Below are 24,210 nucleotides of genomic sequence, written 5' to 3' on the forward strand. Positions count from 1 at the left end.
CCCCCTAAATAGTTATACGTTTTTATTCAATTCCATTGCAAGCCGGATCATATCACGACATACAATCCCATTTTCAATAATCTCTTCTTCATAATGCTTCGAAAAGTAATCAAAATCAATAGAAAAAATACGAAATCCACATTTTTGATATAAAGCAAGTTGTGAAACACTAGAATTGCCTGTACCAACTTCAAGTTTTGACATACCATATCCTTTAGCAGTTTCTACAGCATGCCTTAATAGCTTCTTCCCAATCCCTTTTCCTTGTAAATGCTCTGCAACCGCAATATTCATGATTTCCATCGTCTTTGGCCTTGTTTCCAAAAGAACATATACACCGATAACGCTCCCCCCCTGCTTAGCTACGTATGTTAATCCTCTTTGTACATATGTAGCTATTTGCAGTTCACTTGGATCAGCAAGTAGCAATAAAGACTTCGGTATAGCCTCTTTTGGAATACGTTCTATTACAACAGACATAAAAAATTCCCCCTTCTCTATTGTTCTAAACCCTCCTTGTCTACCATAAGTAATAGAAAGGAGGGATTCACCATGGACAACAATGAGAAAAAATGCAACGTCATCTCTATTGATGGAAAGAAGAAGAAAAGCGACACGTATTCCTATCCAAAATTAGTAGTTGAAAACAAAACATATGAATTTTCTTCATTCGTCTTATGCGGTGAAACACCAGATGGCAGACGACTCGTTCTTACTCATATGATTTCTACCGATGAATTTGCTGGATTTGTAAAATCTTTAGATACTGTACTGCAAAAGAAAATTGAACGAATCTTTTTCTCATAACGACTATATAACATAAATTTCTTTTTCAATCTCTACTAACTGCTTTTGCAATTGTTCTTTACTTTGTTCATATAGAGATACATCGATCGTTTCAGCCAATGCAAACAATATACTTTCATAATAGTTCATCACATCTTGCTGCATCACTTTTTGGAATAAGTTCCACTTCATATCCCACTCTTGCTTATAATGATGAACAAATAAATCTTTTTCACCAGCTACATAGTTTGATACGAACGGTTCTAATACAGATTTAGCGTCTTCTTGCATAAAAGCTTTGTCATTCTTTTCAAAAAAGCTTTTCTCATTTTTAAAATGTGCCAGTGCTTTTTTGAAATCTTTTATTTCAACTGAAGGGAACGGTTCTTTATGTGTAATATCTTTATATCCATACTCCACTGTTCCATTCATAGAAATTGATTCATTTTCTACTTTACAGTTCACTACAATTTCGTCCTTTGCACGCTTCATCGCTTCGTCTATCCATTTTTCAAGGCGTAATGATGTCGCACGCATTTCTTGCAATAAATCATGCTGAATAAATGCTACTAATTCCATAACACACTGTTGCAATTGTGTTTTCACATTTCCATCCGTTCGAAGTGACGCCGGATTAATAAATTCAGTAAACACATCGTTATAGCGTAGGAATAGACGCTGTTGCACGTAATAAAGCAACTCTTTCACTTCATTTTGCATCGCCTGTTCTTCAGCAAGTACACTATATGATGAAATGATATGAAGTAGTTGATCACGCTCTGCTTCATATTTTTTCGTTTGCTTCTCTTTCTCTTCATTCCCCTGCTTTGCACCTTTTATCATGTTTACTAAAAGCTGATTTGCCCCTTGCAACGCACCATATAGAGCATGCACAGAAACAAGCATTAAATCTCTCATCATAAAGGACGTAAATGATTCCTCAAACTTCGTAATCCCAGAGTTTTGTAAAATACCATACTTCTCTTTTTCAACATTCTTTCCTTGTTTCTCTTCAAGCGCACATAAACTTGAAATTGCAAATAAACGCGGATTTCTAATACCGTATTGCAGTAGCTGATCTGCGATATAACCTTTTACCATTTCAAGTTCTTCTTCAGACTCTGCTAAATCCGCCGCATTAATTAAGAAGAACATTTTATCAAGGGCAAAAGTATCCTTTACACGACCAAGCTGAATTAAAAATTCACGGTCAGCACGAGAGAATACATGATTATAATATGTTACAAATAAAATAGCATCTGCGTTTTTAATATACTGGAATGCAACATCCGTATGGCGAGCATTAATAGAATCCGCTCCAGGTGTGTCTACAAGCGCTACTCCCTGCCTTGTTAAAGCACAATCATAATAAAGTTCCATATACTCAACGAAGCATGATTTCTCTTCATTCGCTACATAATCAGAGAACTCTTCTAATGTAACTTGTACTTGTTCTCCTAAATAAGTAGAAACTGCATCATATCCTTTTTGTACCGCTCGTAAAAAGCTAAATGTTGTTTTTTGCTTCCCAGTTGGTGAAGGATATTTCATAACTTTATCAATTTGTGCTAACGCTTCATCTAACGTAGCAATCTCATAATGAAACAGCTTATAAACAGCTTTCATATCTTCTAATAACGCTTGCTTTGATTTAAACTGAACAATTACTGTTCCGTGTGGTTTTTCCTCTGTAACCGGCAAAATTTGATTAATCGTTGCCGTCGTCGGGTTTGGTGATACAGGAAGTACTTTCTCACCGAGTAAGGCATTGGCAAATGATGATTTTCCAGCACTAAATGCCCCGAATAACGCTACTGTAAATTGTTTTGTTTCCACACGTCTTCTTTTCTCTATTACCTCTTGCTGTACATGTTTCAGCGCTGGCAATGGCTCTAATATCGTTTCAGCTTTTTTCACTTTCTCTAATATCCGCTGAATATTTAAAGCCGCCGTTCCTTTCAGCTCTTCTTCATGAACCGCTACGTTATCGCTTACGATTTCCTGCTCTTGTAGTGTAAATTTCTCACTAACAATTTGCTTTTCCCTTTGCAATATCTCATCTATTTGCAGCCCTTCAGGCGTAGCAACATGATCGTGCCAAACATTTCGTAAATAGTCTTCATATGCCTCCAAATTGTTACTGTATTGTAATTGTGTTTCTTTCGCCGTTTGCAGCATCGTATATGTTTCAATCTCTTCTTCAATACGAGCAACTGCTTCTCTCACCTTTTGCTTTAAAACGACCGCACTTTTATCAAAAATTTGCTGCGCTTTTATAAAATAACGTTTCTTCAGTTCATTCGCTACATCCGCTGTATAAAGAAGTAAGTAATCACCTGTGAAACCTGCGCCTTGTTTAATTACTTCAGCCAACATTTCTGGTCCGAAAGCAATTTCTAACCCATATATGTCTTTCCCAATTTCCTCCGTGAACAATCCTTCTTCTTTTAAGAAGGCTACAATAAATTCCTTCACATGAAAATCAAGCTGCGTTTCAACAGTCTTTTGAAGGGCAGAATAAAACGCCTCTACACGTCTTTGTTTTTCTTGCTCCGTCTTTCCTTTCGAAAATAGCAAACCGACCTTAAATTTTGTTAATTTCGTTTCTAAATATGCATTTGCCAATTCTCTCATTTCAAACGGCATTAAATATGCGTTATCTAATATAGCTTGTAAACCTTTTATAAATTCATTTCTCACATAAGATTCTTTACTTGCCTCACGATTTTTCGCTTCCGTTAACTCTTCCTTCTTTTCAACTACCTCTGAAATAGAAAGTGGTGATGCTAACTCTTCCTCATATTTCAAGAGAGCTTTTTCATTTTCAGAAACAATAAACGAGAAATGTTCCCCCATTAAATATTCTGTTTCTCGCTCCATTCCAGTCCTTACATACTGCTCTTTTTCTTTCATAATAGAAGTAATTAACGCTTCTAAGCTTCTAATTTCATTATGTGGATGGTTCATCATTCGTAATGACGTATAATAAACACCATCTACTTCAATATCCCAGTTAGAGAATGATTGTTTTACACTATCTTTATAATTCTCAAACGATAATTCATTTTCTTTATGTTTATCTATTTGATTTACAACGAGATAAACCGTTTTATTACGTTGTTTCAATTCTTTAACAAATTGTAAATTCACTTCCGATTGGACGTGATTATAATCCATCATATAAAAAATCACATCTGCCAGATGAAGTGTCGACTCTGTCGCTAATTGATGGGCATCATCTGTTGAATCGATCCCTGGTGTATCAACTAACATAACCCCTTCAGGAATCGGCGCGTCGTTTCGATAAATATGAACACCAATTACTTCATCGCCGTCTTTACAAATTTGTTTTAATTCTTCTGCTGAATATGCACCGTCATATTCGTACTGCTCTCCAGATTTAACCGTTACAACAACACGATCCATTCCTTTTTCAATTTTGACAACGTTAGCGCTTGTCGGAATTGGACTTGTCGGTAACAACTGCGCTTTATATAGATGATTCATCATCGTTGATTTCCCTGCAGAGAAGTGACCGCAGAACGCTATCATAAGCTGTTCTTGTTTATATTTTTGAATTACCTCAAACAACTTTAAACTATTCTCTGCATCGCCGTGTTTTTGCCACTCTTCATAAAAACAAACAAGTTTTTTCATACCGTTTGTCTGTACTATGTTTGTCATCCCCTTGTTCCCCTTTATCCAAGATGTATATACTTTTCCCCGCTATTTGCGAGCTCATAACCAGTGAGAGTTACACCTACCCATTGATTACAGTTTCACTTTACTATCATACTAAATTTTCAGCATATTCTCATTAAAAATAAAAAATCCCTTTCATTCTTTTTACAAATGAAAGGGATTTTATGTCATATCACTCATTTTGCTGTTCCTACTCCATTTAAAACATACTTCGCAATAACTGCATATACAGCGACTGTACCTGCTACTAATGCATATACCATACTTACGCACCAACCTTTTTTTGATAATGATTATCACTTTTGAATACAGTTTATCATTAAAGAGAATCATTATCAACACTTTTCATAAAGAAAGCTCCTTATAAGAAGGAGCTTTACTGCCTGTTTTGAAAAAGGTTAAAACTTGTTGTGCACTCTTATTATATCTCATCCTACATAACTTAACAGTTTAAAAAAATGGAAATATCCCCTATCCCCTCCACCTTACATTTCGTATAATAAAAGGGAATTACTTAACAAGGAGGAAAAAAATGACACAAAATCTCACACAAGGCGAGAGGATACACTCCATTGATATTATTAGAGGAATAGCTGTACTAGGTATTTTTCTTGTGAATTGGCCTGTTATCGCCGGGGTTGACTCACGTGATCTTTCAGGAATTTACGAAGGGATAGACAGCTACATTCGCCTATTTTACGATATGTTTATTCAAACGAAATTTTATACAATTTTTTCGTTTTTATTCGGATTAGGTTTTTATATTTTTATGAGTCGTGCTGAAGCGAAAACAGATCATCCAAAAATTTTATTTGTTCGCCGCTTACTTATTTTATTATTATTCGGTTTCTTACATTACGTTCTTTTATGGGACGGAGACATTTTACATACTTATGCGATTGCTGGATTTTTCTTATTTTTATTTTATAAGAGAGAACCTCGTACTATTTTAATATGGGCTATCGTTTTATTGAGTATTTTTCAATTCATTATGCTAATGGCTGGTATTACGGTTGCATTGGTACCAAAGGAAGAGCTAGGTTTTTCCTTACCTATCATGCCATTAGAAGACTGGCTGTCACAAATACAAAATCGTTTCCATGCATTTTACGCTGATGGAATTGGATTAAATTTACTTATGCTCCCAGAAACAGTTGGGCTGTTTTTACTTGGTTTATACGCCGGCAAAAAGGATATTTTCCGCCGCGCGAAAGAGTTAGATCCAAAGCTTAAAAAATGGCAAATTATTATGTTCCTTTTTACATTACCAATGTGGTTCTTCATGGTTCGTTACTTCTTATCAAAACCATTTTATGAACCAATTTATATGCAGGTCTTTACAATGTTTAGCGGAAAAACGTTATTCATATTCTACATTTTCACACTAATGCGTTTATTACAAAAAGAAAAATGGCAAACGTTATTACGTCCATTCCAATACGTTGGACGAATGGCATTAACAAATTACATCTCGCATACAATTGTTACATTACTTGTATTTGGTCTATTTCTTAAAAATTATTATCCTGCTCCATTATGGGTTGGACCAATATTCTGCATTAGTTTCTACACGTTACAAATCTTTATTAGCCGCTGGTGGCTTTCACATTACCAATACGGGCCACTTGAGTACATTTGGCGTCTTGGTACTTACGGGAAAATGATGCCACTTAAAAAGAAAAGCAAGGTCTCATAACGAGACCTTGCTTTTTTACGCTTCTCTTACTGCATTTTGCATAGATACTGGCTCTTCTTCTACTTTCACTTTGCGCTGCGGCACCATATTAAATACGATATTTAAAAGTACTGCTGACGCACTTCCAAGTACAATTCCGTTATCTGTTAAAATACGAATGCTTTCTGGAAGTTGTGAAAATAATGTAGGAACGACTGTTACGCCAAGCCCAATTCCGACAGAACATGCAACGATTAATAAGTTTTCTTGTCTTCCGAAGTCAACGCTACTTAACATTTTAATACCATATGCCATAACCATACCGAACATCGCTAACATCGCACCGCCCAGTACTGATTTCGGAATAATTGTTGTAATAGCTGCGATTTTAGGAATGAAACCAAGTACGATTAACATACCACCGCAAGTATAAATAATAACGCGATTTCTTACTCCAGTTAATTGAACAAGTCCTACGTTTTGAGAGTATGTTGTATATGGGAACGCGTTGAAAATGCCACCTAACACCATCGCTAATCCTTCTGCGCGATAGCCTTTTGTTAATTCTTTTTCACCGATTTTTTTATTGCAAATATCAGATAATGCAAAGTATACACCCGTTGCTTCTACAATCCCTACACAAGCAACGAGAATCATCGTAATAATTGGTGTTAATTCAAATGTTGGTGTACCAAAGTAAAATGGTTGAATACCGTGGAACCAATCCGCCTCTCCAACCGCTTGCAAACTTACTTTCCCCATAAACGCTGCAACGATAGTACCGAACAATAGACCTAGTAAAATAGAGATTGAACGAATAAATCCATCAAAGAAACGATACATAATGATGATAAATAATAACACACCAAATGCTAATGCTAAATTTTCAAGACTACCGAAATCCTTACTTCCTACTCCTCCAGCCATATCATTAATTGCTGCTGGAACAAGTGTAACTCCAATTACAGTAACAACAGATCCTGTTACAACAGGTGGAAACAGTTTTACAAGTTTTCCAAATAATTTCGCAAAAATAACAACGAATAACCCAGCAGCAATAATTGCTCCATAAATTGAAGACACACCGTATTGTTTTCCAATCGCAATCATCGGTCCAACGGCTGTAAATGTACAACCAAGTACAACGGGAAGTCCTATACCGAAAAAGCGATTTGATAATGCTTGTAAAATTGTCGCAACGCCGCACATTAATAAATCAATTGAGACTAAATATGTTAACTCTTTTTGATTTAAACCAAGTCCACCGCCCACAATAAGCGGAACGATAATTGCTCCAGCATACATTGCAAGCATATGCTGCATACCAAGCGATGCAATTTTAAATGGATGCTGCTTCATCGTTTATTTCACCTCCGCAGTTTCTTGCTGTACAAATGTAACTGTGCCGTTATCAAGTGATGCAATTTCTGCTAGTGATTCAACACGAACGCCTTGTTCACGAAGCTTCTTTCCTCCATCTTGAAATGCTTTTTCAATAACAATTCCAATTCCTGCAATACTCGCTCCAGCTTGCTCTACTAAACTCATTAAACCTAAAGCAGCCTGACCGTTTGCTAAAAAGTCATCGATGATTAATACACGATCATTTTCATCGATATGATTTCGAGATAATGAAATTTCATTTGTTTCTTGTTTTGTAAATGAATATACGTTTGCAACGTACATATTATCTTGTAACGTTAACGATTTACGTTTTCGTGCAAAAATTACTTTTACACCAAGCTCTAATGCAGCCATAACTGCTGGTGCAATGCCTGAAGATTCAATCGTCACGATTTTTGTAATGTTCTCTTCTTTAAAACGTTTAGCAAATTCTTTTCCGATTTCTTGCATAAGTACTGGATCAATTTGATGATTTAAAAAAGCATCTACCTTTAATACGTCACCAGATAAAACCTTTCCTTCGTTCAAAATCTTTTCTTGTAATACTTTCATGTTTGTTCCCCCTCTTATGCAATAAAAAAACTCCAAAAGCCGCCACCACTCGTTACAAGTGAGAGACGCGCTTTTGGAGTTTCGCAAAAAAAGAATGCTAAACAAGCAATTATATTCGTCCTCACTCATAGTCAAAGTATTTACGGTACTTCGGTAGAAACTTGCAGGCCATATCCCCGCGATTATATGAGTGTAGCTAACTATTTATTTTATAGAAGGATTATAACGTACTTTTTATGCTTTGAAAAGCATTTATCGAAAAAACACGTACAAATTTTTAAAAACTACTATTTTTGTTCGAGTTTTGCAAACTCTTTCATTTCCAATTACAACTTCGTTAAAATGATTGGCCCATCTTTTGTAATCGCAATTGTATGCTCATATTGAGCTGATAATTTCCCGTCCATCGTTCGTGCAGTCCACCCATTTAAATCTACTTTAGAATATCGCATACCTATATTTACAATCGGTTCAATTGTAATTACCATTCCTTCTTGTAACTGAGGTCCTTGTCCTTGTTTCCCAAAATGAAAAATTGCTGGTTCTTCATGAATCTCTTTACCGATTCCATGTCCCGTAAAGTCTCTTGCAACAGAAAAACCTTCATTTGTTACATAACTTTCAATTGCATAGCCAATATCTCCTACATGATTACCAATTACCGCCTGGTCAATTCCTTTATACAAAGCATTCTCAGCTACTAACAACAACTTTTCTGCTTCATCAGAAACTTTTCCAACTCTATACGTCCAAGCAGAATCTGAAAGACCCCCATTTAAGTTTACTACCGTGTCAATTGTTACAATATCACCCTCAGTTAAAGGAACATCGGCCGGAAACGCATGACACATTTCATCGTTTACAGATGCACATATCGCATATGGATATCCGTTGTACCCTTTCTGCTCAGACGTTGCACCATGCTGTTCTAAATATGCTTCAACAAACGTATTAATTTCTTTTGTAGTAATACCTGGTTTCATCATCTTCGCAATTTCTCTATGACATGAAGCAAGTAATTTTCCAGATTCATGTATTAACTCTATTTCATTTTTCGTTTTAATTATACTCATGCTGTCTCTCCTTACTAAACTTGCTATTTACTATTAAACTTCAATCATACACATCCTCTTCCAAAATTTCAAAACTTCCAATTACAAAAAGTATGATTTATTTCTGCATAAAAAAACAGAAGGAGATTCTTCTTTTTTTTAATCATTTTTACATATATAATTCATTTTCAAAAACTCAAAACAACTACCATTTGTTTTCTGTATAAACGTTCCAACTACTTCAAATCCTGCCCTTTTATACACTTTAATCGCTCTCTCATTAAATATAGCTACTGATAGTGTTATATACTTGCATCCATATTTTTCTTTACTAAAAGCTAGTATAGCGTTTAAGAACTGTAAACCAAATCCGTTCCCAGTTATATTAGGTCTCATTCCAAGACCAATATCAACCGTTCCGTCATTTATTTTACAAACAGTAAAATAACCAATGAGAGTGCCATTTTCCTTCACAGAAAATGTATGATTCCCTCTACTTTCATCATGTAAAAATTCAGCTAAATCTTCTTCATCTGCCTCTATATCGTAAAAGGAATATTTCCCTTCATAATGCCAGTTTTATGCAATTTCTTCTGCTTCTTCTTGCGTCATTACTGTATATGTATAGTCCATTCTCCCATCCCCCTTTAAAAAAGAGCTGCAATTAAGCAGCTCTTTTTTTACAACTCATAAATCTCTTTATATTTCGCTTCTAAATAATCGGCTAAGTAGTTTGCATTTAAGCCTTCACCTGTTACATCTTCTAAAATTTCAAGCGGCTTTTTCGTTTTACCATATTGGTGAATATGTTCTGTTAACCATTCACGAATCGGTGTTACGTTTCCTTCTTCTAATAATGCATCAAAGTTCGGAATATCTTTTAACATTCTTTGCTTAAATTGCGCTGCATACATGTAACCAAGCGCATAAGATGGGAAGTATCCAAATGAGCCACCAGCCCAGTGAACATCTTGCAATACACCTTGTGCATCATTTTCCGGACGAATTCCTAAATATGCTTCCATCTTATCATTCCAAGCTGCTGGTAAGTCCTTCACTTGTAATGTACCATCAAATAATTCTTTCTCTAATTCATAACGCACCATAACATGAAGCGGGTATGTAAGCTCATCTGCTTCTATACGAATGAATGACGGCTTCGATTCGTTAATTGCATCATAAAATTCATCGACTGACATATCATCAAATTGACCATTGCTATACTCTTTTAATAAATCATAATTTTTCTTCCAGAATGATTTATTACGGCCGATAAAGTTCTCAAAGAATAATGATTGTGATTCGTGAATACCCATAGATGTACCACTGCAAAGTGGTGTACCTTCAAATTGTTCTGCAATATTTTGTTCATATACTGCATGACCACATTCATGAATCGTTCCAAAAACAGCCATACGAAAATCTTTTTCATCATAGCGTGTCGTAATACGAACATCCCCTCTATTTAATGTAATTTCGAAAGGATGCACTGTTTCATCAAGACGACCTGCTTCAAAGTCATAATTCAATTGCTTTAATAGTTCTAATGTAAAGTTCTTTTGTTTTTCTTTTGAAAACTGTTCCGATAAAGCACTTGTTTTTAATCCTTTTTTAGACTCAGAGATTTCTTTTACAAGCGGCACGATGCGCTCACGAAGTTGACCAAATACGTGATCTAAAACTTCTACTGTAATACCTGGCTCATACATGTCTAATAATGTATTATATTTATATGTTTCATAACCCCAATATGTAATAAATTTCTTTTTAAATTCAACAATTTTTTCTAAGTATGGGCGGAACATTTCGAAATCAGATTTTTCACGAGCTTCTTCCCACACACTCTCTGCTTTCGCTTCTAATTTCACATAAGCCTCATATTCAGCTTGTGGAATTTTTTTATTTCTATCATATTCTTTCCGACACTCTTCAACCATTTTCTTCGTTGTTTCAGAAAGTTTATCTTCACGTATTAAAGCTTCAAGTTCTGTTAAATAGTTTCCCATCTCATCTGAAGTCGACATAGCAAACACTTCTGACGAAAGCATACCAATTACTTCTGAACGCTGATCTACACCTTTTTTTGGTGCACCTGTTCTTAAATCCCAAAACATTAAACTTAATGCTTCTCCGTAATTCTGTATCTTCTTCACGTATGTTAAAAATTGTTTTTCTACCTCATATGTAGCAACTGTCATCGTATAAAAGCCTCCTTTTTCTACCTCAAATTTAATTCGACACAGAAACATAAATTCCTTTTATAATAGAAAAAAAGCTTGGCAAGCGCCAAGCTTTCTCCTTATAATTCTTTACCTTCTACTGGCAGTACATTTTTCACAGCTGCAACTACTTTCTCATCTTCTGAATCAGATAAGAAAATTGATATAGCACCTTTATCTTCACTTGTACGAATTAAACGCCCAATTCCTTGACGAAGTCGTAAAATCATATATGGTACATCTACATCCCAGAATGGATCATTTACGTGCTTACGTTTCGCTTCAAACACAGGATCGTTTGGAGGGAATGGTAAAGACCAAATAATAACGTGCGATAATGATGAACCAGGAATATCTAAACCTTCCCATAAATGAACCGCACAAAGTACAGTCTCTTCTTCATTTTGGAAACGAGAAACGAGCTGGCTAATTTCCTGATCTCCTTCATATAAGAACGGAACCGACATTTGCTCTTTACTTACATACTCTTTGAACGCTGCAAGCTCTTGCGTTGTACGGAATAATACAAGCGTACGTCCATTTGTTTTTTGTATATTTTCAAGTGTATATTGACACTTTCTTTCCCATTCATTTTCTTTCGTATATGATAGTAAGTTTACTGTCATTTGCTCTTCGTAATCAAACGGTGAAGCAACTGAGAATGACAAGTAATCTTTTACCCCTAGGCTATTAGCTGTGAAAGCGAATGAATCGTTGTTCGATAATGTCGCAGAAGAGAAAATATACGGTATTTTCTTCGAGAATACTTTCTCTTGTAACACTTCTTCAACTGCACGCGGCATAATAACTAACGTGAAGGCACCATCACCTTCTTCCCCCCAAGTAATTACATTTTTCTCGTGCATGAACAGACGAAGTGAATGTTCTAATACATCTAAATGCTCATCAACAATATTTAAATCATACGTGTTTACTGTATGCATTTCACTTTCGAATACTAATGCATCTCCAACTTCACCGATTTTTGCATAAAGTCGTTTCGCTTCAGCTGTTACTTTTTCTGTCACAGTAATTTCTAGACGATCAGAACCGGCAATTTCCTTTTTATTCTCTTGTAACACATCAAAGAATCGTTCAGTTTGCCAAATTGTTTCTTCTACTAAATGTGCAAACTCCTCACGAATATCATTTTGTAGCAATCTCGTTAATAGTTGCTCCATCATCGTTTGCTTTAAACGGTATGTTAAAGCTTTTTGAGCTGCATATTCTACAAGATGTCCTTCATCGAATACAACGCAGCTACTTTCTGGTAACAATGGAATTTGCCCTTCACGCTTACGAGCATCGTACGTCCAAATATGATCCATGTAGAAATCTTGAGAACAAATAATTAAATCTGCTGCTTTACGATAATGTTCACGAGAAAGAGTTTGTCCACAACGATGACGAGAATCACAAGTAAAGCAATCTTGGAAGTAATCCCAATTTACTTTTGACCATTCTTCGTCATTTAAAAGTGGAAATTCTTTTCTGTCACCATAGTGAGTAAAGTTTTGCATCGTACCATGATCGAATACAAACTGTGGTAACTCGTAATATACGTCTTCAATTACTTCTGGAGCTCGTCCACTCATAACATCTTCAAGTTTACGTAAGCATAAATAATTATCCATTGATTTTGCAAGCCTTACATCAACAGATAGCCCTAATGCTTCAGATAACTTAGCGATGTCCCCTTCTTCTTTCACAAGCTGCTCAATTAACGTTTCATCTGCACAAGCAATAATAGCTGGTTTCCCAGTATAACGCGCGTAACAAATTGCATATAGAAGATATACAATTGTTTTCCCTGTTCCTACACCAGCTTCTGCGAACATAACTTTCTTTTCTTGGAAAGCGCGTTCTAACTGAAACGCCATAAAAATTTGTTCATCACGCTCTTCAAATCCTTTTTCCGGAAGGATGTCGTAAAACACATCTCCAATCCACTCATTCAACTTATCATAAAAATTATCTTGTTTTCCTACTTCAAATGGTAATCTCTTCTCAGTAAACATCCTTAGCCTCCAACCAAAAAGTTTTTCTATAAAAAGATAATAGCAACTGCTACGCATATGTGTGCAGCCACTTTCCCCTGTTGCAATACATAGAAATTCACGAAAAAAAATTTTCCTTTCGAAAAAGGAAAATTTTCTTCTATATTAATGACTTTAAATACCGTTTATCAATCGCTGTTTCATGTGAAAGAGCTGACAAATATTCTTCTTGTGCTTTTTGTATTTCATCTACAATCGCACCTTGACTATCCACTTCTTTTCCGAGCTCATCATACGTACGGTGAATAGCTTTTTGAATCATTGATAATTGAAAATTATCCATATGACTTCCTCCTTTACGCATTACATAATAGCCAGTATATGCGCGCTAGAGGAGTTTTATACTATGAATTACGTGGTGGACGTTTTCCGAAGTATTGGTAGTAATCTGTACGGATAAATCCGTTAAACAGCTTACGCTTCTTCGACGCATCTTTTCCGTAACACTTCTCAAATGCTTCGTAGCTTGTTAATACATACGCTGACCATGTATCTAATGGGCGGAATACTTGTCCCATTTCTTTATACAGTTGTTCAACGAGTGCTTTTTCACTTAAACGTTCTCCGTATGGAGGATTCGTTACAACGTAGCCATAATCCTCTTTTGTTGTAAAATCTTTTACTTGCATTTGTTTAAATGTAATTAAATCGCCTAAGCCTACTTCTTCTGCGTTATCTTGAGCAACTCGAATCATACGATGATCAATATCTGATCCAATGATTTGTAATCGTTGATCATAGTTCGCTAAATCTTCAGCTTCTTGACGAGCTTCACGCCAGTTTTGTTTACCTACCCAGCCCCACTCGTCAGATGCGAAACCACGGTTAAATCCTGGTGCAATGTTTTGTCCAATTAATGCTGCTTCAATCGGAATTGTACCTGATCCACAGAATGGATCAACAAATGGACGATCTGGCTTCCAGTTTGTTAATTTAATTAAAGACGCAGCTAATGTTTCTTTTAACGGAGCTTCCCCTTGATCCATACGGTATCCACGTTTATGAAGCCCAACACCGCTCGCATCAATTGTTAATGTTGCAATATCCTTGAGCATTGCAATCTCGATACGGAATAACGGACCATCTTCTTCAAACCAAGTTGTACGTTTATATGTTGTTTTTAATTTTTCAACGACAGCTTTTTTAACGATACGTTGGCAATCCGAAACACTGAATAATTCAGATTTTAAAGATTTACCGATAACAGGGAATTCACCATTCTCTGGAATATAATCTCCCCAGTTTAATGCTTTCGTTTTTTCAAATAGCTCATCAAATGTCGTTGCTTTAAATTCGCCAACTTTAATTTTTACACGGTCCGCAGTACGTAACCATAAGTTCGTACGACAAATCGCCTTTTCATCTGCTTCAAATGTTACTTTGCTGTTTTCTACTTGACATTCATAACCAAGATCGCGAACTTCTCGGGCAACTAACGCTTCAATACCCATTGCCGCTGTTGCAATTAAAGTAACTTTTCCCATTTGCATTCACCTCTTATGTATATTCAAACAATAATTAATAGCAATTGGTCCTATTAATTATTACATTTTACGAAAAATTTTCTCATTAACCATTTTAACTCATACTTTATAACTTCATACAAATAAAAAGCCCTCCTCTAACAAAGGAGAGCTGAGTTATTTCATAGTTGGTTCATAACGTTCTGTAAGCCATGTTCTGTTCCTTTGTACTACAAACGGCCCACGCCTCGTACTCCGGTGGCAATCATCTATCTACAGGTTATAAAACCTGTCCTTTCCCGTCGTTCATTTCCTTGGAAAAGATTCCCCTACCATTATTTGGGTTTCTCGCTCGTGGGGTTTACCTCGTTCCACTCCTATCATTTCTTCAAGGACTTCGTCACTGTGGCACTTTAAAGGTAGTCAAACCATATCCGAAAGGACTTAGGTTTTTTCCCTGCCGTTAAACCAGCCTTACAGCCAGAATACCCTAGCTTATGAATTGGCTAGGCACGAACACTACAGCCATCTCAGGCCGTGCGAGCATGGACTTTCCTCTACAACGTTGGCGTTGCAGCGATTACCCAAACGTTATGACATCCATTAGTATAGTGGAAACAAAAAGATTTTGCAACGTTTTTTTCTATGTAAAATGCTTAAACCTTTTCCCACCTTACATCATTCGTATAACTTACTTCCAAATACAGCTTTTTCTAAGTTAGATAAGCGTTTTAAAATATCCGTATTCGTGTTGTTATAAACCGGTTGTGCAACTGGTGTTTGTACAGGTTGTTGTGGAACTTGCGTTACTGCTAGTTTTTGTTCCTCTAATTCACGCTTTAAACGAGCATTTTGTTGCTTTAATTGCTCAAACTCTTTGTGGAAAGCTTCATAGTCTTTAATGATCATATCAAGAAACTTGTCTACTTCTTCTTGCTGATAACCTCTCATACCTGTTTTAAATTCTTTTTCTAAAATATCTTTCGCTGTTAATTTAATTTTATCCGAAATCATTTTCTTCACCTCAAATTTTTACCAAAACTTTCATTAACTAAATTTTTTCAGAAACAATGCTTTTTGTCAATCATATATACGAGTACTATATTACATATTACTCTGCATTATTCCACTGTTCCTCTTCTATTATATCTTGTAAATCAGAAAAAAGAATGAAATAACTGTGATAATTTTCTATTTCCCCTTTTTTCTTTGCTGATTCTACAATATATTTGGGACTTCCTGGTTTTTCTTCATCGTATACCGCTAAAAGCGCATCACTTTTTTCAATAAAAAATTGATTTTTTAATTTAAATTGCTCTGGGCTTTCATACTTCCGTTTCGTGATACTATCAACATGGTCTGCTTGAGAAAGAATAAATTCGTAATATTCACGATTATCTTCTTTCCAATTTTCTTCTTGTTCTAAAAACGGAGTGAATACCGCTAATTTTAAATCAGGATATTCTACTTGCATTTCAAAAACAACTTCAGCAGCCCATAATTCTACACCTAATTGGCCGCTTATTATAACCCATTCTAAACCATCTTCTACAAAAGTGATTAATTTACGGTGTAATGCTTTCTTTATACACTCCACTCCTGGATGATCATTTTTAAATATTCCAAGTTCAAATGGCTTATATCCTGTTACTGCAATAACTTTCATATCAACACTCCAATTACAAAAAAAGAACTAGCATTTCGCTAGTTCTAACATATCATTTACTTTTTAAATATTCCACCAACGTTTGGTCCGATATTTGGACCTACTGGTGATACATTTGGTCCTGGTCCAAACGGTGATACATTCGGTCCTGGCCCAAATGGAGATATTTGATGACCGTGGTGGTGATGATGATGACCATGGCCACACGGTCCACATCCGCCACCGAATCCTGGGTCGATTGGGTCCACAACATTTACATTTGAATTTGTTTGCGGGAAGAAGTTTTGATTTTTAATTTGTTGATGATGTACATGTGTTGTATGTGTTGGGAAAATGTGTGGCACCACCGTTGTTGAAAAAGAGTGTGTTACGCATTGTTTCGTCGGATGAATGACAGGAGCAGTCGTACAAATAGGTCCTGTAGGCTTATGCCCTCCAAAGCAAGGATGACAATGATGCATAGTTTTTTCTCTCCTCTCTCGTAAAAAAAATCTGATTACACTTTACAGTATGAGAAAAAAGAGAAAGCCGTTTGTTATATATACCCATTTATTACAAGGAAATTTGTCTAGTCCTTTATTTCATTTACATTGTTTTTATAGACAATCCTTCAACATCACTTACCAAAAAAGCCTCCAACTTGCTTTACAATACCTGTCACTTGATTCATCGCATTCATCATTTGTCCAGCTGTATTCATCATTTTATTTACATCATAGTTACCATCTGATGTTTTAAATTGAGAAACAAAACTAGAAAACTGACTTGGCTGTTGTTGCTTTTGCTTACCCTGCGTCGGGTACGGTTGTTTTGGTGGATAAAACATCGCTTGTTGATTAGCATACGGCGATGGTGGTGGCATATAATATTGCGAATTCATATAAGGCTGCTGCTGTGGTTGATTCATGTATGGTTGCTGAGCTTGTGATTGTTGAGCTTGATTCACATAAGGTTGCTGCTGCTGTTGTGGTTGTTGAGCTTGATTCACATAAGGTTGCTGCTGTTGTGGTTGTTGAGCTTGATTCATAAAGGACACTTCAAACGGTTGATAATAATTTTGATTTCCATAATAAGGCTCGAAAGGATACATATTATACCGTAAATATGTATCCGTATTATATTGGTACATATTTTGCTGTGCATATGGATTCGTTTGCTGATATAAGTTAGGTTGTTGAAACATGCATTCTCTCCTCCTTCACATAAGTTTCTACATATATAATATGTACCTATAAAATAATATGTGTGATGGAGTATCTGTCTATTTTTGTCGGAAGTTTAAATTTTTAAAAAATTAAAAAAGAAAACCCTTCCATGCTATGATAATGAAGAAGAAGATTCTCATGGGGGAGGAATCAACATGGTATTAGGGGATTTAAAACAAGCGTTTTCTCAAAAAAAGGGGTATTGCACAGAGAATGCAAATGAATTATTAGACTTTGCGAGACATTGGTATCTCGAAGGAAAAATATGCATTTCAGATTATCGAACATTAATAAAAGAATTAGAAATAAACGGCGCAACAAAACCTACAACAATGACAGAAGCATAAAAATAACAAGAGGGCTCTCCCTCTTGTTATTTACATTGCTCAACTATATTTTGCAAAGTATACGAAATGGCTTGGTGTGTTTCAAAGAATCGTTTACCTTTACCTTTATTTACAAAGCATTGCAACACATTCGTTTGTAAATTATCATATACTTGATCAATTTGCTGTACATGTATATATTTTGGCTTTTCTTCTTTAATCCACTTATAAGCTAATTCTTTCCACTTCTTTAATTCCTCATCTACCCTATCTACAAACGGTTTCATATCCTTATAAAAGTCGTATTCGGTTAGTTCTCTCTTTTTTACATTCGCTTCATTATTATACTGCATGAGTTTTTCTGAAGACTGTATTAATGCTTCATTCTTCATTTCTTTCCCACCTTATTATGCACTCACTACGACGTTTTGAAATGTCTTTACCCAATTCCCTTTCTCTTCGTGATGCACTAATTTATTTTCCATATGTTCAATATGCATTTCTGTTATTTCTATCTTATTGCATATTTTTTCACTCGCATCCTTTAATGCATGATTCATTCTAATCCCTATATTCATTTCCAGCAAATCGAGAGAACTTAACATTTGATCCATTTTTTTCATTACATCTTCCTTCTGAACCATCGCCATATACAAAACGCCTCCTTCTTTGCTTTTCCTTTGTCATGTAATTTCGCCGAATGATTCACCACTCCTGCCCACATGACAAAACTAGTTGTTATTCGTCAAAGAAATCATTTCGTATGTCATTTATAGAAATGGTAACAATACAAAAAGGAGGTGTATTACAATGGCAAAGAACAAAAATGAAAAAAAGAAAAACCAAAACAAACAACAAAATAAACCCGAGACTGGCAATCCAAAGCTAGATGGTCCAAACTTCCCTGCTACATAAAGCGAGACTTTATTACGAACAGTTAAATTCCAAGTCACCCTTAATCTCCTACTAGCATTACGTTTTGAGATTAAAGTTGTAGCACACATAGCAGGATTGTTTCAAATTAAGAAGTCCCGTCTTCAAAATGGAAGACGGGACTTCTTTTTTATTATATCATGAACTCATCCATCCTTTTAGCAAAACGATTTGCGATAGATAGCCTATAGATTTGTTCTCTCTTTCTTCTATACCATTCTGTTATATTAACTTCCCCTTTAGGTTCTTCAGGTACAAATAGCACATTCATTTTCATATTTGCACAAAACCAATCTCTCATTTTTATTTCTTCATGTAAAATAACAGGATAAATATCTCTAAGTGTTGGCGTATAAGACTTTCGAGTTTCCTTTGCGTAAACTTCATAATCTTCTCTAGACCCAGTATGTGTAGTTTGCAATGCAAACTTATAAAACGAACCATTATAAATTGGATGAAACAATAACCATGCTAATTTTTTTCCTAGTTCTATACGCTGTTGTAACGTTTCAAATTGATAAACCGAAAATCCATACATTCTCCCTTCAATTGTTGGGAAGATAACTGCACTAATATGAAGTCTTTCTTGTACTTTAAAAAGTGCAGTATGGAATACATGTTTTTTAAAATATGTGTTCTCAATGACTGGTTTTTGAATTTTATTTTGTTCATTTATAATAAGCGCTGTCATAAGCCTATTCATATCTCTTCTTTCCCAGAAAAGTAACCATTCTTTTTCCATAAAAATTGATACGTTGAAATATTGTAACAAATGAAAGAGAGGTGCACGTCTCTTCTTACTTTCCTCATACAATAATAGCTGAGGAAATGCATCTAAAAAAATAATCCAATTAGCCTGTTCGTACAGAATAAATAAATGTTTTTTTACCGTTCTAGGTAAAACAGTAGCATAATATCTCCCTTCTAAATCAGTCATATTCCAGCCCGCATTTCTCGAAACCATACTCGCTAAAAAGGCCCACCTGATTTCACTATTTCTTAAATAATATTCTTGATAAGATTGTGTCCGAGAAATATTGTCCACATTAGCTATTTCTGTTTTCTTTTTAATATTGTGAATGATTGCTTTTTCTTCCTCTGTACAAAAATTTTTTTCTCGATTTTGTTTCATTTTCATATAATCATTCCATGTAAACATAAATAAGTCATCATACCTTTCATCAAAAAGGTCACATCTTTTTTCATTTTTTGATATAATCACCTTTGTAAGTAATTCTTAGCAAGTTGGGGGTGGACACACTATGACCATTCGTTACCCAAATGGAAAAAGGTATAATCAAGCTTCACAACCTCAAAAAACACCTATAAAAACACATACTTATAGTAATAGAGGTATGTCCCTTGAAGAGGAATTGAATGAAACAAATCAATATTACTTAACCCATAATATTGCATGTGTACATAAAAAGCCTACACCTCTTCAAATTGTAAAAGTAGATTACCCCGCTCGAAGTGCTGCAGTGGTAAAAGAAGCGTATTTTAAACAACCTTCTACAACAGATTACAACGGTGTATACAAAGGGAAATACATCGATTTTGAAGCAAAGGAAACAAAAAATAAAACTAGTTTCCCACTTCAAAACTTCCACCTTCATCAAATTGAACATATGAAGCAAGTGGTTGCTCATAATGGAATTGCATTTGTTATTATTAAATTTACACTTTTTGATGAATTTTATTTACTAGATGCAAAACATATTATTGCATTTTGGAATCGTCAAAATACTGGTGGACGCAAGTCAATTACGAAAGAAGAAATAGAAGAGCATGGATCCTTATTATCATGCGGTTATCACCCTCGGATTGACTATATCCGTGTACTAGACATGGTTTATTTTTCGTGATAGAGTCATCACTAAGGCTCTTTTTTCGACTTTTGGGGGAGAGAATGAAAGGTAGGAGAAAGTATAATGTCAGATAATTATCGTTCTCGTACAGAACGAAATCATGTGAAAAATCAAGAGAAAAAAACACATAAAGAAGAAAAACCAAAGAAAAAAGGCTCCTTTTTCAAGAAATTTCTTATAGGTTGTCTACTTCTTGGTATCGTTGGTCTTGTAGCCGGCGTTTCCGCTTTCTTTGTTATGGTAAAGGATGCTCCAAAATTAGACAAAGCCAAACTTGTTAATCCTTTATCAACAAAGTTTCTTGATAAAAACGGGAATTTCTTCTATGAATACGGTGCTGAAAAACGAACACACGTTACTTATGATCAAATTCCAAAAGTAGTTGAAAATGCATTCCTTGCAACTGAGGATTCGCGTTTCTATGATCATAATGGAATTGATTTTAAACGAACTACAAAAGCAGTTATGGAAAATGTCACTGGTGGTTTCGGTTCCCAAGGTGGTAGTACGATTACACAGCAAGTCGTTAAAAACTACTTTCTAACGATGGACAAAACTGCTAAAAGAAAAGTACAAGAATGGTACTTATCTTACAAATTAGAGCAACAATACTCTAAACATGAGATTTTAGAAATGTACTTAAATAAGATTAATTTAGGTAACCGTTCATACGGTATTGCGACAGCAGCGCAAAAATATTATGGTAAAGATTTAAAAGACTTGCAATTACATGAAGCTGCTATGCTCGCTGGTTTACCCCAAGGTCCAAACATTTATGATCCAACAAAAAAGGAAAATGTTGAACGAGCAACAAATCGTCGTAATGTCGTATTATCATTAATGAATCGACATGGTTATATAACAAAAGAAGAAATGAATAACGCCGTTAAGATCCCAGTAACTGAGGGCCTTCAACCGTCTTCAGAAGTAACTGAGATGAAGTATCAAGCATTTTTAGATGCGGTTGTAAAAGAAGTTGAAAAAGAATATCCTGATGTAAATATCGGTTCAGATGGTTTAACGATTCATACAACACTTGATCAAGATGCTCAAGATTACGCTGAAAAAATTATGGATGGTAATCTTATTAAGTATCCAAACGATCAATTCCAAGGATCATTCGTATTTATGGATACACAATCTGGAGAAGTTCGAGCAATTGGTGCTGGACGTAAAGAAAATAAGTCCACTTTCAAAGGTCATAATATGGCAACTGATTTAAAACGCCAAGTTGGTTCAACAATGAAACCAATTTTCGACTACGGTCCAGCGATTGAGAATCTTCAATGGTCTACTTACCATCAATTAAATGACTCTGAATATACTTATTCGGATGGCACAAAGATTAAAAATGCTACAGGGAGTTTTAAAGGTGACGTTTCACTTCGTGAAGCATTGAAGAAGTCATTAAACATCCCGGCTTTAAAGACAGCTCAAACAGTTGGACTTAATAAATCAAAAGAGTTTGCTGAAGGTTTAGGCATGACATTTGAAAATGGAGTACATGAATCTACTGCAATTGGTAGTAACGATAGTTCTCCATTAGCAGTAGCAGGTGCATATGCAACCTTCGGTAATAGTGGTAACTATAATAAACCACACTTCGTAAAAGAAGTAACCTTCCCGGACGGGAAAAAGAAAAGCTTTAAACCGAAAGAACAACGCGCTATGCAAGACTATACAGCTTACATGGTAACTGACGTTCTTCGTGACGTAGTAAAACCTGGTTCTGGTGGTACAGGACCAACAGCATATGTTTCAGGTGTTGACGTAGCGGGTAAAACTGGAACGCAAAACTTTGATGCAAAAGATTTAAAGAAATACGGCATTCCAGCTGATGCAAACAGGGATAGCTGGTTCGCTGGATATACACCACAATATACGATGGCTGTATGGACTGGTTACGTAAAGAATGGTCCAGAAAACTACATTAGTGATCGTTATACTAAAATTGCACAGCAAATGTTCCAAGTAATGATGAGCAAATTCGCTACAGATAAATCACGCTTTGAACGTCCTTCTTCTGTACAAGAAATAAACGGAGAATTATACGTAAAAGGTGCGAAAAAAGATGCAATTAAACAAATTAAAGTAGATGCCCCTAGTGGTCTGAATGTCACTTTTGATGGCGCTAGCACAGTTACACTAAACTGGTCTGGACCAGCAGAAGTTGATGCATATGCAGCCAGCTATAAAGCAACTGACGGTTCAAGTGGTAGCCTATCAATAAGTGGTACGACAGCTACTCTTGGTGGTATTAAACCAGGTGTTACTTACAGCTTCTCTGTAGTAGCGAAAAAAGGTACTGGCACAAGCCCAGCAGTTGGTGCATCCTTCACTGCGCCTGGCGGAACTCCAGATGCAAAAAAAGCTGAAGAAGAGGCTAAGAAAAAGGCCGATGAAGAAGCTAAGAAAAAAGCTGATGAGGAAGCCCAGAAAAAGGCTAATGAAGATAAAGTAAAACAAGACGAAGCTAAGAAAAAGGCTGAAGAAGAGGCTAAGAAACAACAAGAACAACAGCAAGAACAACAACGTAAACAGCAAGAAGAAGCTCAAAAGAAAGCTGATGAGGAAGCTAGAAGGAAAGCTGAAGAAGAAGCTAAGAAAAAAGCTGAAGAAGAAGCTAAGAAGAAAGCTGAAGAAGAGGCCAAGAAAAAAGCTGAAGAAGAGGCTAAGAAACAACAAGAACAGCAACACCAAAATCCCGGAGGAGATACACCTCACGCAGACGGTGCTGTTGTTACAACAGAGTCCTAATATACAAAAAAAGAAGTCCGTTTCTCTTAACGAGAAGCGGACTTCTTTTTTGTTATCATTTTCTTTACATACAGCTTTTCTATTTCGATATACAACTGCGCTAATTGAATATAAGAATGATAATTACTCGGTTTCTTTATAATGAATGAATATCTTTCCATAAAATTAACAGGTTGCACTTTTAATTTATTCGTATTTATTTGCATTTCATTCAAACTATGAACAGGTTGTTCATTTAGCCAATAGACAACCGATAACAAGTGAGCTGCAAAAAGAATCATTGGCCCCTCAGCCTCTTGCTTATTTCTATTTCGAAACAGTATAGCAATGTCTTCATGCTTATTTTTCCATACATTCAACATCACTGGAATGCTGTTTTCAATTTCCTTCCATGGCTCATACTGTCTTTCAATATCAAATATAAAGTAAGTATTTTGTATTATCTCTTCAAAAGAATTGTCTGTATGATACTTAATTAAATTTACACTTTCTTTAAAAAATGGTAAACAGTGAAATTCTTTCGGTATTTCTATAACTCGTTCCAT

The 24,210-nt window shown here is 35.5% G+C and carries 23 protein-coding genes, 1 other RNA gene, 1 pseudogene and 1 riboswitch; of the genes and pseudogenes, 6 read left to right on the forward strand and 19 right to left on the reverse strand.

What is annotated here, in order from left to right; all coding sequences use genetic code 11:
- Nucleotides 1-12: 12 nt before the first annotated feature.
- Nucleotides 13-480, reverse strand: coding sequence for a GNAT family N-acetyltransferase (locus ACTFO4_RS09435; RefSeq protein WP_017673000.1), 468 nt, complete (start codon nt 478-480; stop codon nt 13-15).
- 72 nt (nt 481-552) lie between these two features.
- Here ACTFO4_RS09435 and ACTFO4_RS09440 point away from each other — a divergent pair, with 72 nt between their 5' ends.
- The gene (locus ACTFO4_RS09440; protein ID WP_000369740.1) at nt 553-807 is read left to right on the forward strand and encodes a DUF3931 domain-containing protein; all 255 of its coding nucleotides are present in this window, start codon (nt 553-555) and stop codon (nt 805-807) included.
- A 3-nt stretch (nt 808-810) separates the two neighbouring features.
- Here the strand turns inward: ACTFO4_RS09440 and ACTFO4_RS09445 are convergent, their stop codons facing one another.
- Complete coding sequence (locus tag ACTFO4_RS09445; RefSeq protein WP_440013388.1) at nt 811-4,470, reverse strand: dynamin family protein; 3,660 nt, start codon at nt 4,468-4,470, stop codon at nt 811-813.
- Nucleotides 4,471-5,020: 550 nt separating this feature from the next.
- On the opposite strand from ACTFO4_RS09445, the gene ACTFO4_RS09450 reads away from it, so the two are divergent.
- The gene (locus tag ACTFO4_RS09450) at nt 5,021-6,184 is read left to right on the forward strand and encodes a DUF418 domain-containing protein (RefSeq protein ID WP_000193190.1); all 1,164 of its coding nucleotides are present in this window, start codon (nt 5,021-5,023) and stop codon (nt 6,182-6,184) included.
- 15 nt (nt 6,185-6,199) lie between these two features.
- Here the strand turns inward: ACTFO4_RS09450 and pbuX are convergent, their stop codons facing one another.
- The 13 genes and pseudogenes from pbuX to ACTFO4_RS09515 all read right to left on the reverse strand — a co-directional run bounded on the left by pbuX (nt 6,200) and on the right by ACTFO4_RS09515 (nt 17,759).
- Nucleotides 6,200-7,522 carry a xanthine permease PbuX gene (gene pbuX / locus ACTFO4_RS09455; protein WP_000809224.1) on the reverse strand — a complete coding sequence of 441 codons (1,323 nt, stop codon included), beginning with the start codon at nt 7,520-7,522 and terminating at the stop codon, nt 6,200-6,202.
- Nucleotides 7,523-7,525: 3 nt separating this feature from the next.
- A complete protein-coding gene (locus tag ACTFO4_RS09460) occupies nt 7,526-8,119 on the reverse strand; it encodes a xanthine phosphoribosyltransferase (RefSeq protein ID WP_000866483.1) in 594 nt (197 codons plus the stop codon).
- A 108-nt stretch (nt 8,120-8,227) separates the two neighbouring features.
- A riboswitch (purine riboswitch) is annotated at nt 8,228-8,329 on the reverse strand.
- Nucleotides 8,330-8,445: 116 nt separating this feature from the next.
- Nucleotides 8,446-9,192, reverse strand: coding sequence for a type I methionyl aminopeptidase (locus ACTFO4_RS09465; RefSeq protein ID WP_440013385.1), 747 nt, complete (start codon nt 9,190-9,192; stop codon nt 8,446-8,448).
- Between the two features lie 138 nt (nt 9,193-9,330).
- Nucleotides 9,331-9,804 (reverse strand): annotated as a pseudogene (locus ACTFO4_RS09470) (GNAT family N-acetyltransferase).
- Between the two features lie 47 nt (nt 9,805-9,851).
- Entirely contained in the window at nt 9,852-11,369 is a 1,518-nt protein-coding gene (gene ypwA / locus ACTFO4_RS09475) for a carboxypeptidase (RefSeq protein ID WP_000215077.1), read from the reverse strand.
- A 101-nt stretch (nt 11,370-11,470) separates the two neighbouring features.
- Complete coding sequence (locus tag ACTFO4_RS09480; protein ID WP_017673005.1) at nt 11,471-13,408, reverse strand: ATP-dependent DNA helicase; 1,938 nt, start codon at nt 13,406-13,408, stop codon at nt 11,471-11,473.
- A gap of 139 nt (nt 13,409-13,547) precedes the next feature.
- On the reverse strand, nt 13,548-13,730 hold the full coding sequence (locus ACTFO4_RS09485; RefSeq protein ID WP_000368570.1) for a DUF3921 domain-containing protein: 183 nt from the start codon (nt 13,728-13,730) through the stop codon (nt 13,548-13,550).
- Between the two features lie 61 nt (nt 13,731-13,791).
- Nucleotides 13,792-14,931 carry a THUMP domain-containing class I SAM-dependent RNA methyltransferase gene (locus ACTFO4_RS09490; RefSeq protein ID WP_000521224.1) on the reverse strand — a complete coding sequence of 380 codons (1,140 nt, stop codon included), beginning with the start codon at nt 14,929-14,931 and terminating at the stop codon, nt 13,792-13,794.
- A gap of 180 nt (nt 14,932-15,111) precedes the next feature.
- Nucleotides 15,112-15,502, reverse strand: an RNA gene (gene rnpB, locus ACTFO4_RS09495) — RNase P RNA component class B.
- Nucleotides 15,503-15,588: 86 nt separating this feature from the next.
- Nucleotides 15,589-15,924: a cell division regulator GpsB gene (gene gpsB, locus ACTFO4_RS09500; RefSeq protein ID WP_000622431.1), complete on the reverse strand. Its 336-nt coding sequence runs from the start codon at nt 15,922-15,924 to the stop codon at nt 15,589-15,591.
- A 97-nt stretch (nt 15,925-16,021) separates the two neighbouring features.
- Entirely contained in the window at nt 16,022-16,576 is a 555-nt protein-coding gene (locus tag ACTFO4_RS09505; RefSeq protein ID WP_000862908.1) for a DUF1273 domain-containing protein, read from the reverse strand.
- 56 nt (nt 16,577-16,632) lie between these two features.
- Nucleotides 16,633-17,037 (reverse strand): CotD family spore coat protein, encoded by a 405-nt coding sequence (locus ACTFO4_RS09510; RefSeq protein WP_000546271.1) that lies wholly within the window; start codon nt 17,035-17,037, stop codon nt 16,633-16,635.
- A gap of 155 nt (nt 17,038-17,192) precedes the next feature.
- Complete coding sequence (locus ACTFO4_RS09515) at nt 17,193-17,759, reverse strand: YppG family protein (protein WP_000487608.1); 567 nt, start codon at nt 17,757-17,759, stop codon at nt 17,193-17,195.
- A gap of 177 nt (nt 17,760-17,936) precedes the next feature.
- On the opposite strand from ACTFO4_RS09515, the gene ACTFO4_RS09520 reads away from it, so the two are divergent.
- On the forward strand, nt 17,937-18,128 hold the full coding sequence (locus ACTFO4_RS09520; protein ID WP_000242652.1) for a YppF family protein: 192 nt from the start codon (nt 17,937-17,939) through the stop codon (nt 18,126-18,128).
- Nucleotides 18,129-18,154: 26 nt separating this feature from the next.
- Here ACTFO4_RS09520 and ACTFO4_RS09525 read toward each other — a convergent pair whose 3' ends face one another.
- Nucleotides 18,155-18,499, reverse strand: coding sequence for a YppE family protein (locus ACTFO4_RS09525; protein WP_017673007.1), 345 nt, complete (start codon nt 18,497-18,499; stop codon nt 18,155-18,157).
- Nucleotides 18,500-18,514: 15 nt separating this feature from the next.
- A complete protein-coding gene (locus tag ACTFO4_RS09530) occupies nt 18,515-18,757 on the reverse strand; it encodes a hypothetical protein (protein WP_001252036.1) in 243 nt (80 codons plus the stop codon).
- Nucleotides 18,758-18,842: 85 nt separating this feature from the next.
- On the opposite strand from ACTFO4_RS09530, the gene ACTFO4_RS09535 reads away from it, so the two are divergent.
- On the forward strand, nt 18,843-19,022 hold the full coding sequence (locus ACTFO4_RS09535; RefSeq protein ID WP_001987054.1) for a hypothetical protein: 180 nt from the start codon (nt 18,843-18,845) through the stop codon (nt 19,020-19,022).
- 151 nt (nt 19,023-19,173) lie between these two features.
- On the opposite strand, the gene ACTFO4_RS09540 is transcribed toward ACTFO4_RS09535, so the two are convergent.
- On the reverse strand, nt 19,174-20,199 hold the full coding sequence (locus ACTFO4_RS09540) for a DUF2515 domain-containing protein (RefSeq protein ID WP_000495658.1): 1,026 nt from the start codon (nt 20,197-20,199) through the stop codon (nt 19,174-19,176).
- 103 nt (nt 20,200-20,302) lie between these two features.
- Here ACTFO4_RS09540 and recU point away from each other — a divergent pair, with 103 nt between their 5' ends.
- Both recU and ACTFO4_RS09550 read left to right on the forward strand, forming a co-directional pair.
- Nucleotides 20,303-20,905, forward strand: coding sequence for a Holliday junction resolvase RecU (recU, locus tag ACTFO4_RS09545; RefSeq protein WP_000155598.1), 603 nt, complete (start codon nt 20,303-20,305; stop codon nt 20,903-20,905).
- Nucleotides 20,906-20,971: 66 nt separating this feature from the next.
- Nucleotides 20,972-23,665 (forward strand): PBP1A family penicillin-binding protein, encoded by a 2,694-nt coding sequence (locus tag ACTFO4_RS09550; RefSeq protein WP_001283091.1) that lies wholly within the window; start codon nt 20,972-20,974, stop codon nt 23,663-23,665.
- A gap of 26 nt (nt 23,666-23,691) precedes the next feature.
- Here the strand turns inward: ACTFO4_RS09550 and ACTFO4_RS09555 are convergent, their stop codons facing one another.
- Nucleotides 23,692-24,210, reverse strand: a complete 519-nt coding sequence (locus tag ACTFO4_RS09555) for a YpoC family protein (protein ID WP_000442652.1) — start codon at nt 24,208-24,210, stop codon at nt 23,692-23,694.

The sequence above is a fragment of the Bacillus cereus group sp. MYBKT14-1 genome (assembly GCF_051915185.1).
GTDB lineage: Bacteria > Bacillota > Bacilli > Bacillales > Bacillaceae_G > Bacillus_A > Bacillus_A cereus.

Coding starts and splice junctions, on each gene's coding strand:
- ACTFO4_RS09465 (WP_440013385.1), bottom strand. CDS start 9,192: ATGAGTATAATTAAAACGAAAAATGAAATAGAGTTAATACATGAATCT.
- recU (WP_000155598.1), top strand. CDS start 20,303: ATGACCATTCGTTACCCAAATGGAAAAAGGTATAATCAAGCTTCACAA.
- ACTFO4_RS09520 (WP_000242652.1), top strand. CDS start 17,937: ATGGTATTAGGGGATTTAAAACAAGCGTTTTCTCAAAAAAAGGGGTAT.
- ACTFO4_RS09505 (WP_000862908.1), bottom strand. CDS start 16,576: ATGAAAGTTATTGCAGTAACAGGATATAAGCCATTTGAACTTGGAATA.
- ACTFO4_RS09440 (WP_000369740.1), top strand. CDS start 553: ATGGACAACAATGAGAAAAAATGCAACGTCATCTCTATTGATGGAAAG.
- ACTFO4_RS09510 (WP_000546271.1), bottom strand. CDS start 17,037: ATGCATCATTGTCATCCTTGCTTTGGAGGGCATAAGCCTACAGGACCT.
- ACTFO4_RS09485 (WP_000368570.1), bottom strand. CDS start 13,730: ATGGATAATTTTCAATTATCAATGATTCAAAAAGCTATTCACCGTACG.
- ACTFO4_RS09540 (WP_000495658.1), bottom strand. CDS start 20,199: ATGTTTACATGGAATGATTATATGAAAATGAAACAAAATCGAGAAAAA.
- ACTFO4_RS09450 (WP_000193190.1), top strand. CDS start 5,021: ATGACACAAAATCTCACACAAGGCGAGAGGATACACTCCATTGATATT.
- ACTFO4_RS09555 (WP_000442652.1), bottom strand. CDS start 24,210: ATGGAACGAGTTATAGAAATACCGAAAGAATTTCACTGTTTACCATTT.
- ACTFO4_RS09525 (WP_017673007.1), bottom strand. CDS start 18,499: ATGAAGAATGAAGCATTAATACAGTCTTCAGAAAAACTCATGCAGTAT.
- ACTFO4_RS09445 (WP_440013388.1), bottom strand. CDS start 4,470: ATGACAAACATAGTACAGACAAACGGTATGAAAAAACTTGTTTGTTTT.
- ACTFO4_RS09515 (WP_000487608.1), bottom strand. CDS start 17,759: ATGTTTCAACAACCTAACTTATATCAGCAAACGAATCCATATGCACAG.
- gpsB (WP_000622431.1), bottom strand. CDS start 15,924: ATGATTTCGGATAAAATTAAATTAACAGCGAAAGATATTTTAGAAAAA.
- ACTFO4_RS09480 (WP_017673005.1), bottom strand. CDS start 13,408: ATGTTTACTGAGAAGAGATTACCATTTGAAGTAGGAAAACAAGATAAT.
- ACTFO4_RS09460 (WP_000866483.1), bottom strand. CDS start 8,119: ATGAAAGTATTACAAGAAAAGATTTTGAACGAAGGAAAGGTTTTATCT.
- ypwA (WP_000215077.1), bottom strand. CDS start 11,369: ATGACAGTTGCTACATATGAGGTAGAAAAACAATTTTTAACATACGTG.
- ACTFO4_RS09435 (WP_017673000.1), bottom strand. CDS start 480: ATGTCTGTTGTAATAGAACGTATTCCAAAAGAGGCTATACCGAAGTCT.
- ACTFO4_RS09490 (WP_000521224.1), bottom strand. CDS start 14,931: ATGGGAAAAGTTACTTTAATTGCAACAGCGGCAATGGGTATTGAAGCG.
- ACTFO4_RS09530 (WP_001252036.1), bottom strand. CDS start 18,757: ATGGCGATGGTTCAGAAGGAAGATGTAATGAAAAAAATGGATCAAATG.
- ACTFO4_RS09550 (WP_001283091.1), top strand. CDS start 20,972: ATGTCAGATAATTATCGTTCTCGTACAGAACGAAATCATGTGAAAAAT.
- pbuX (WP_000809224.1), bottom strand. CDS start 7,522: ATGAAGCAGCATCCATTTAAAATTGCATCGCTTGGTATGCAGCATATG.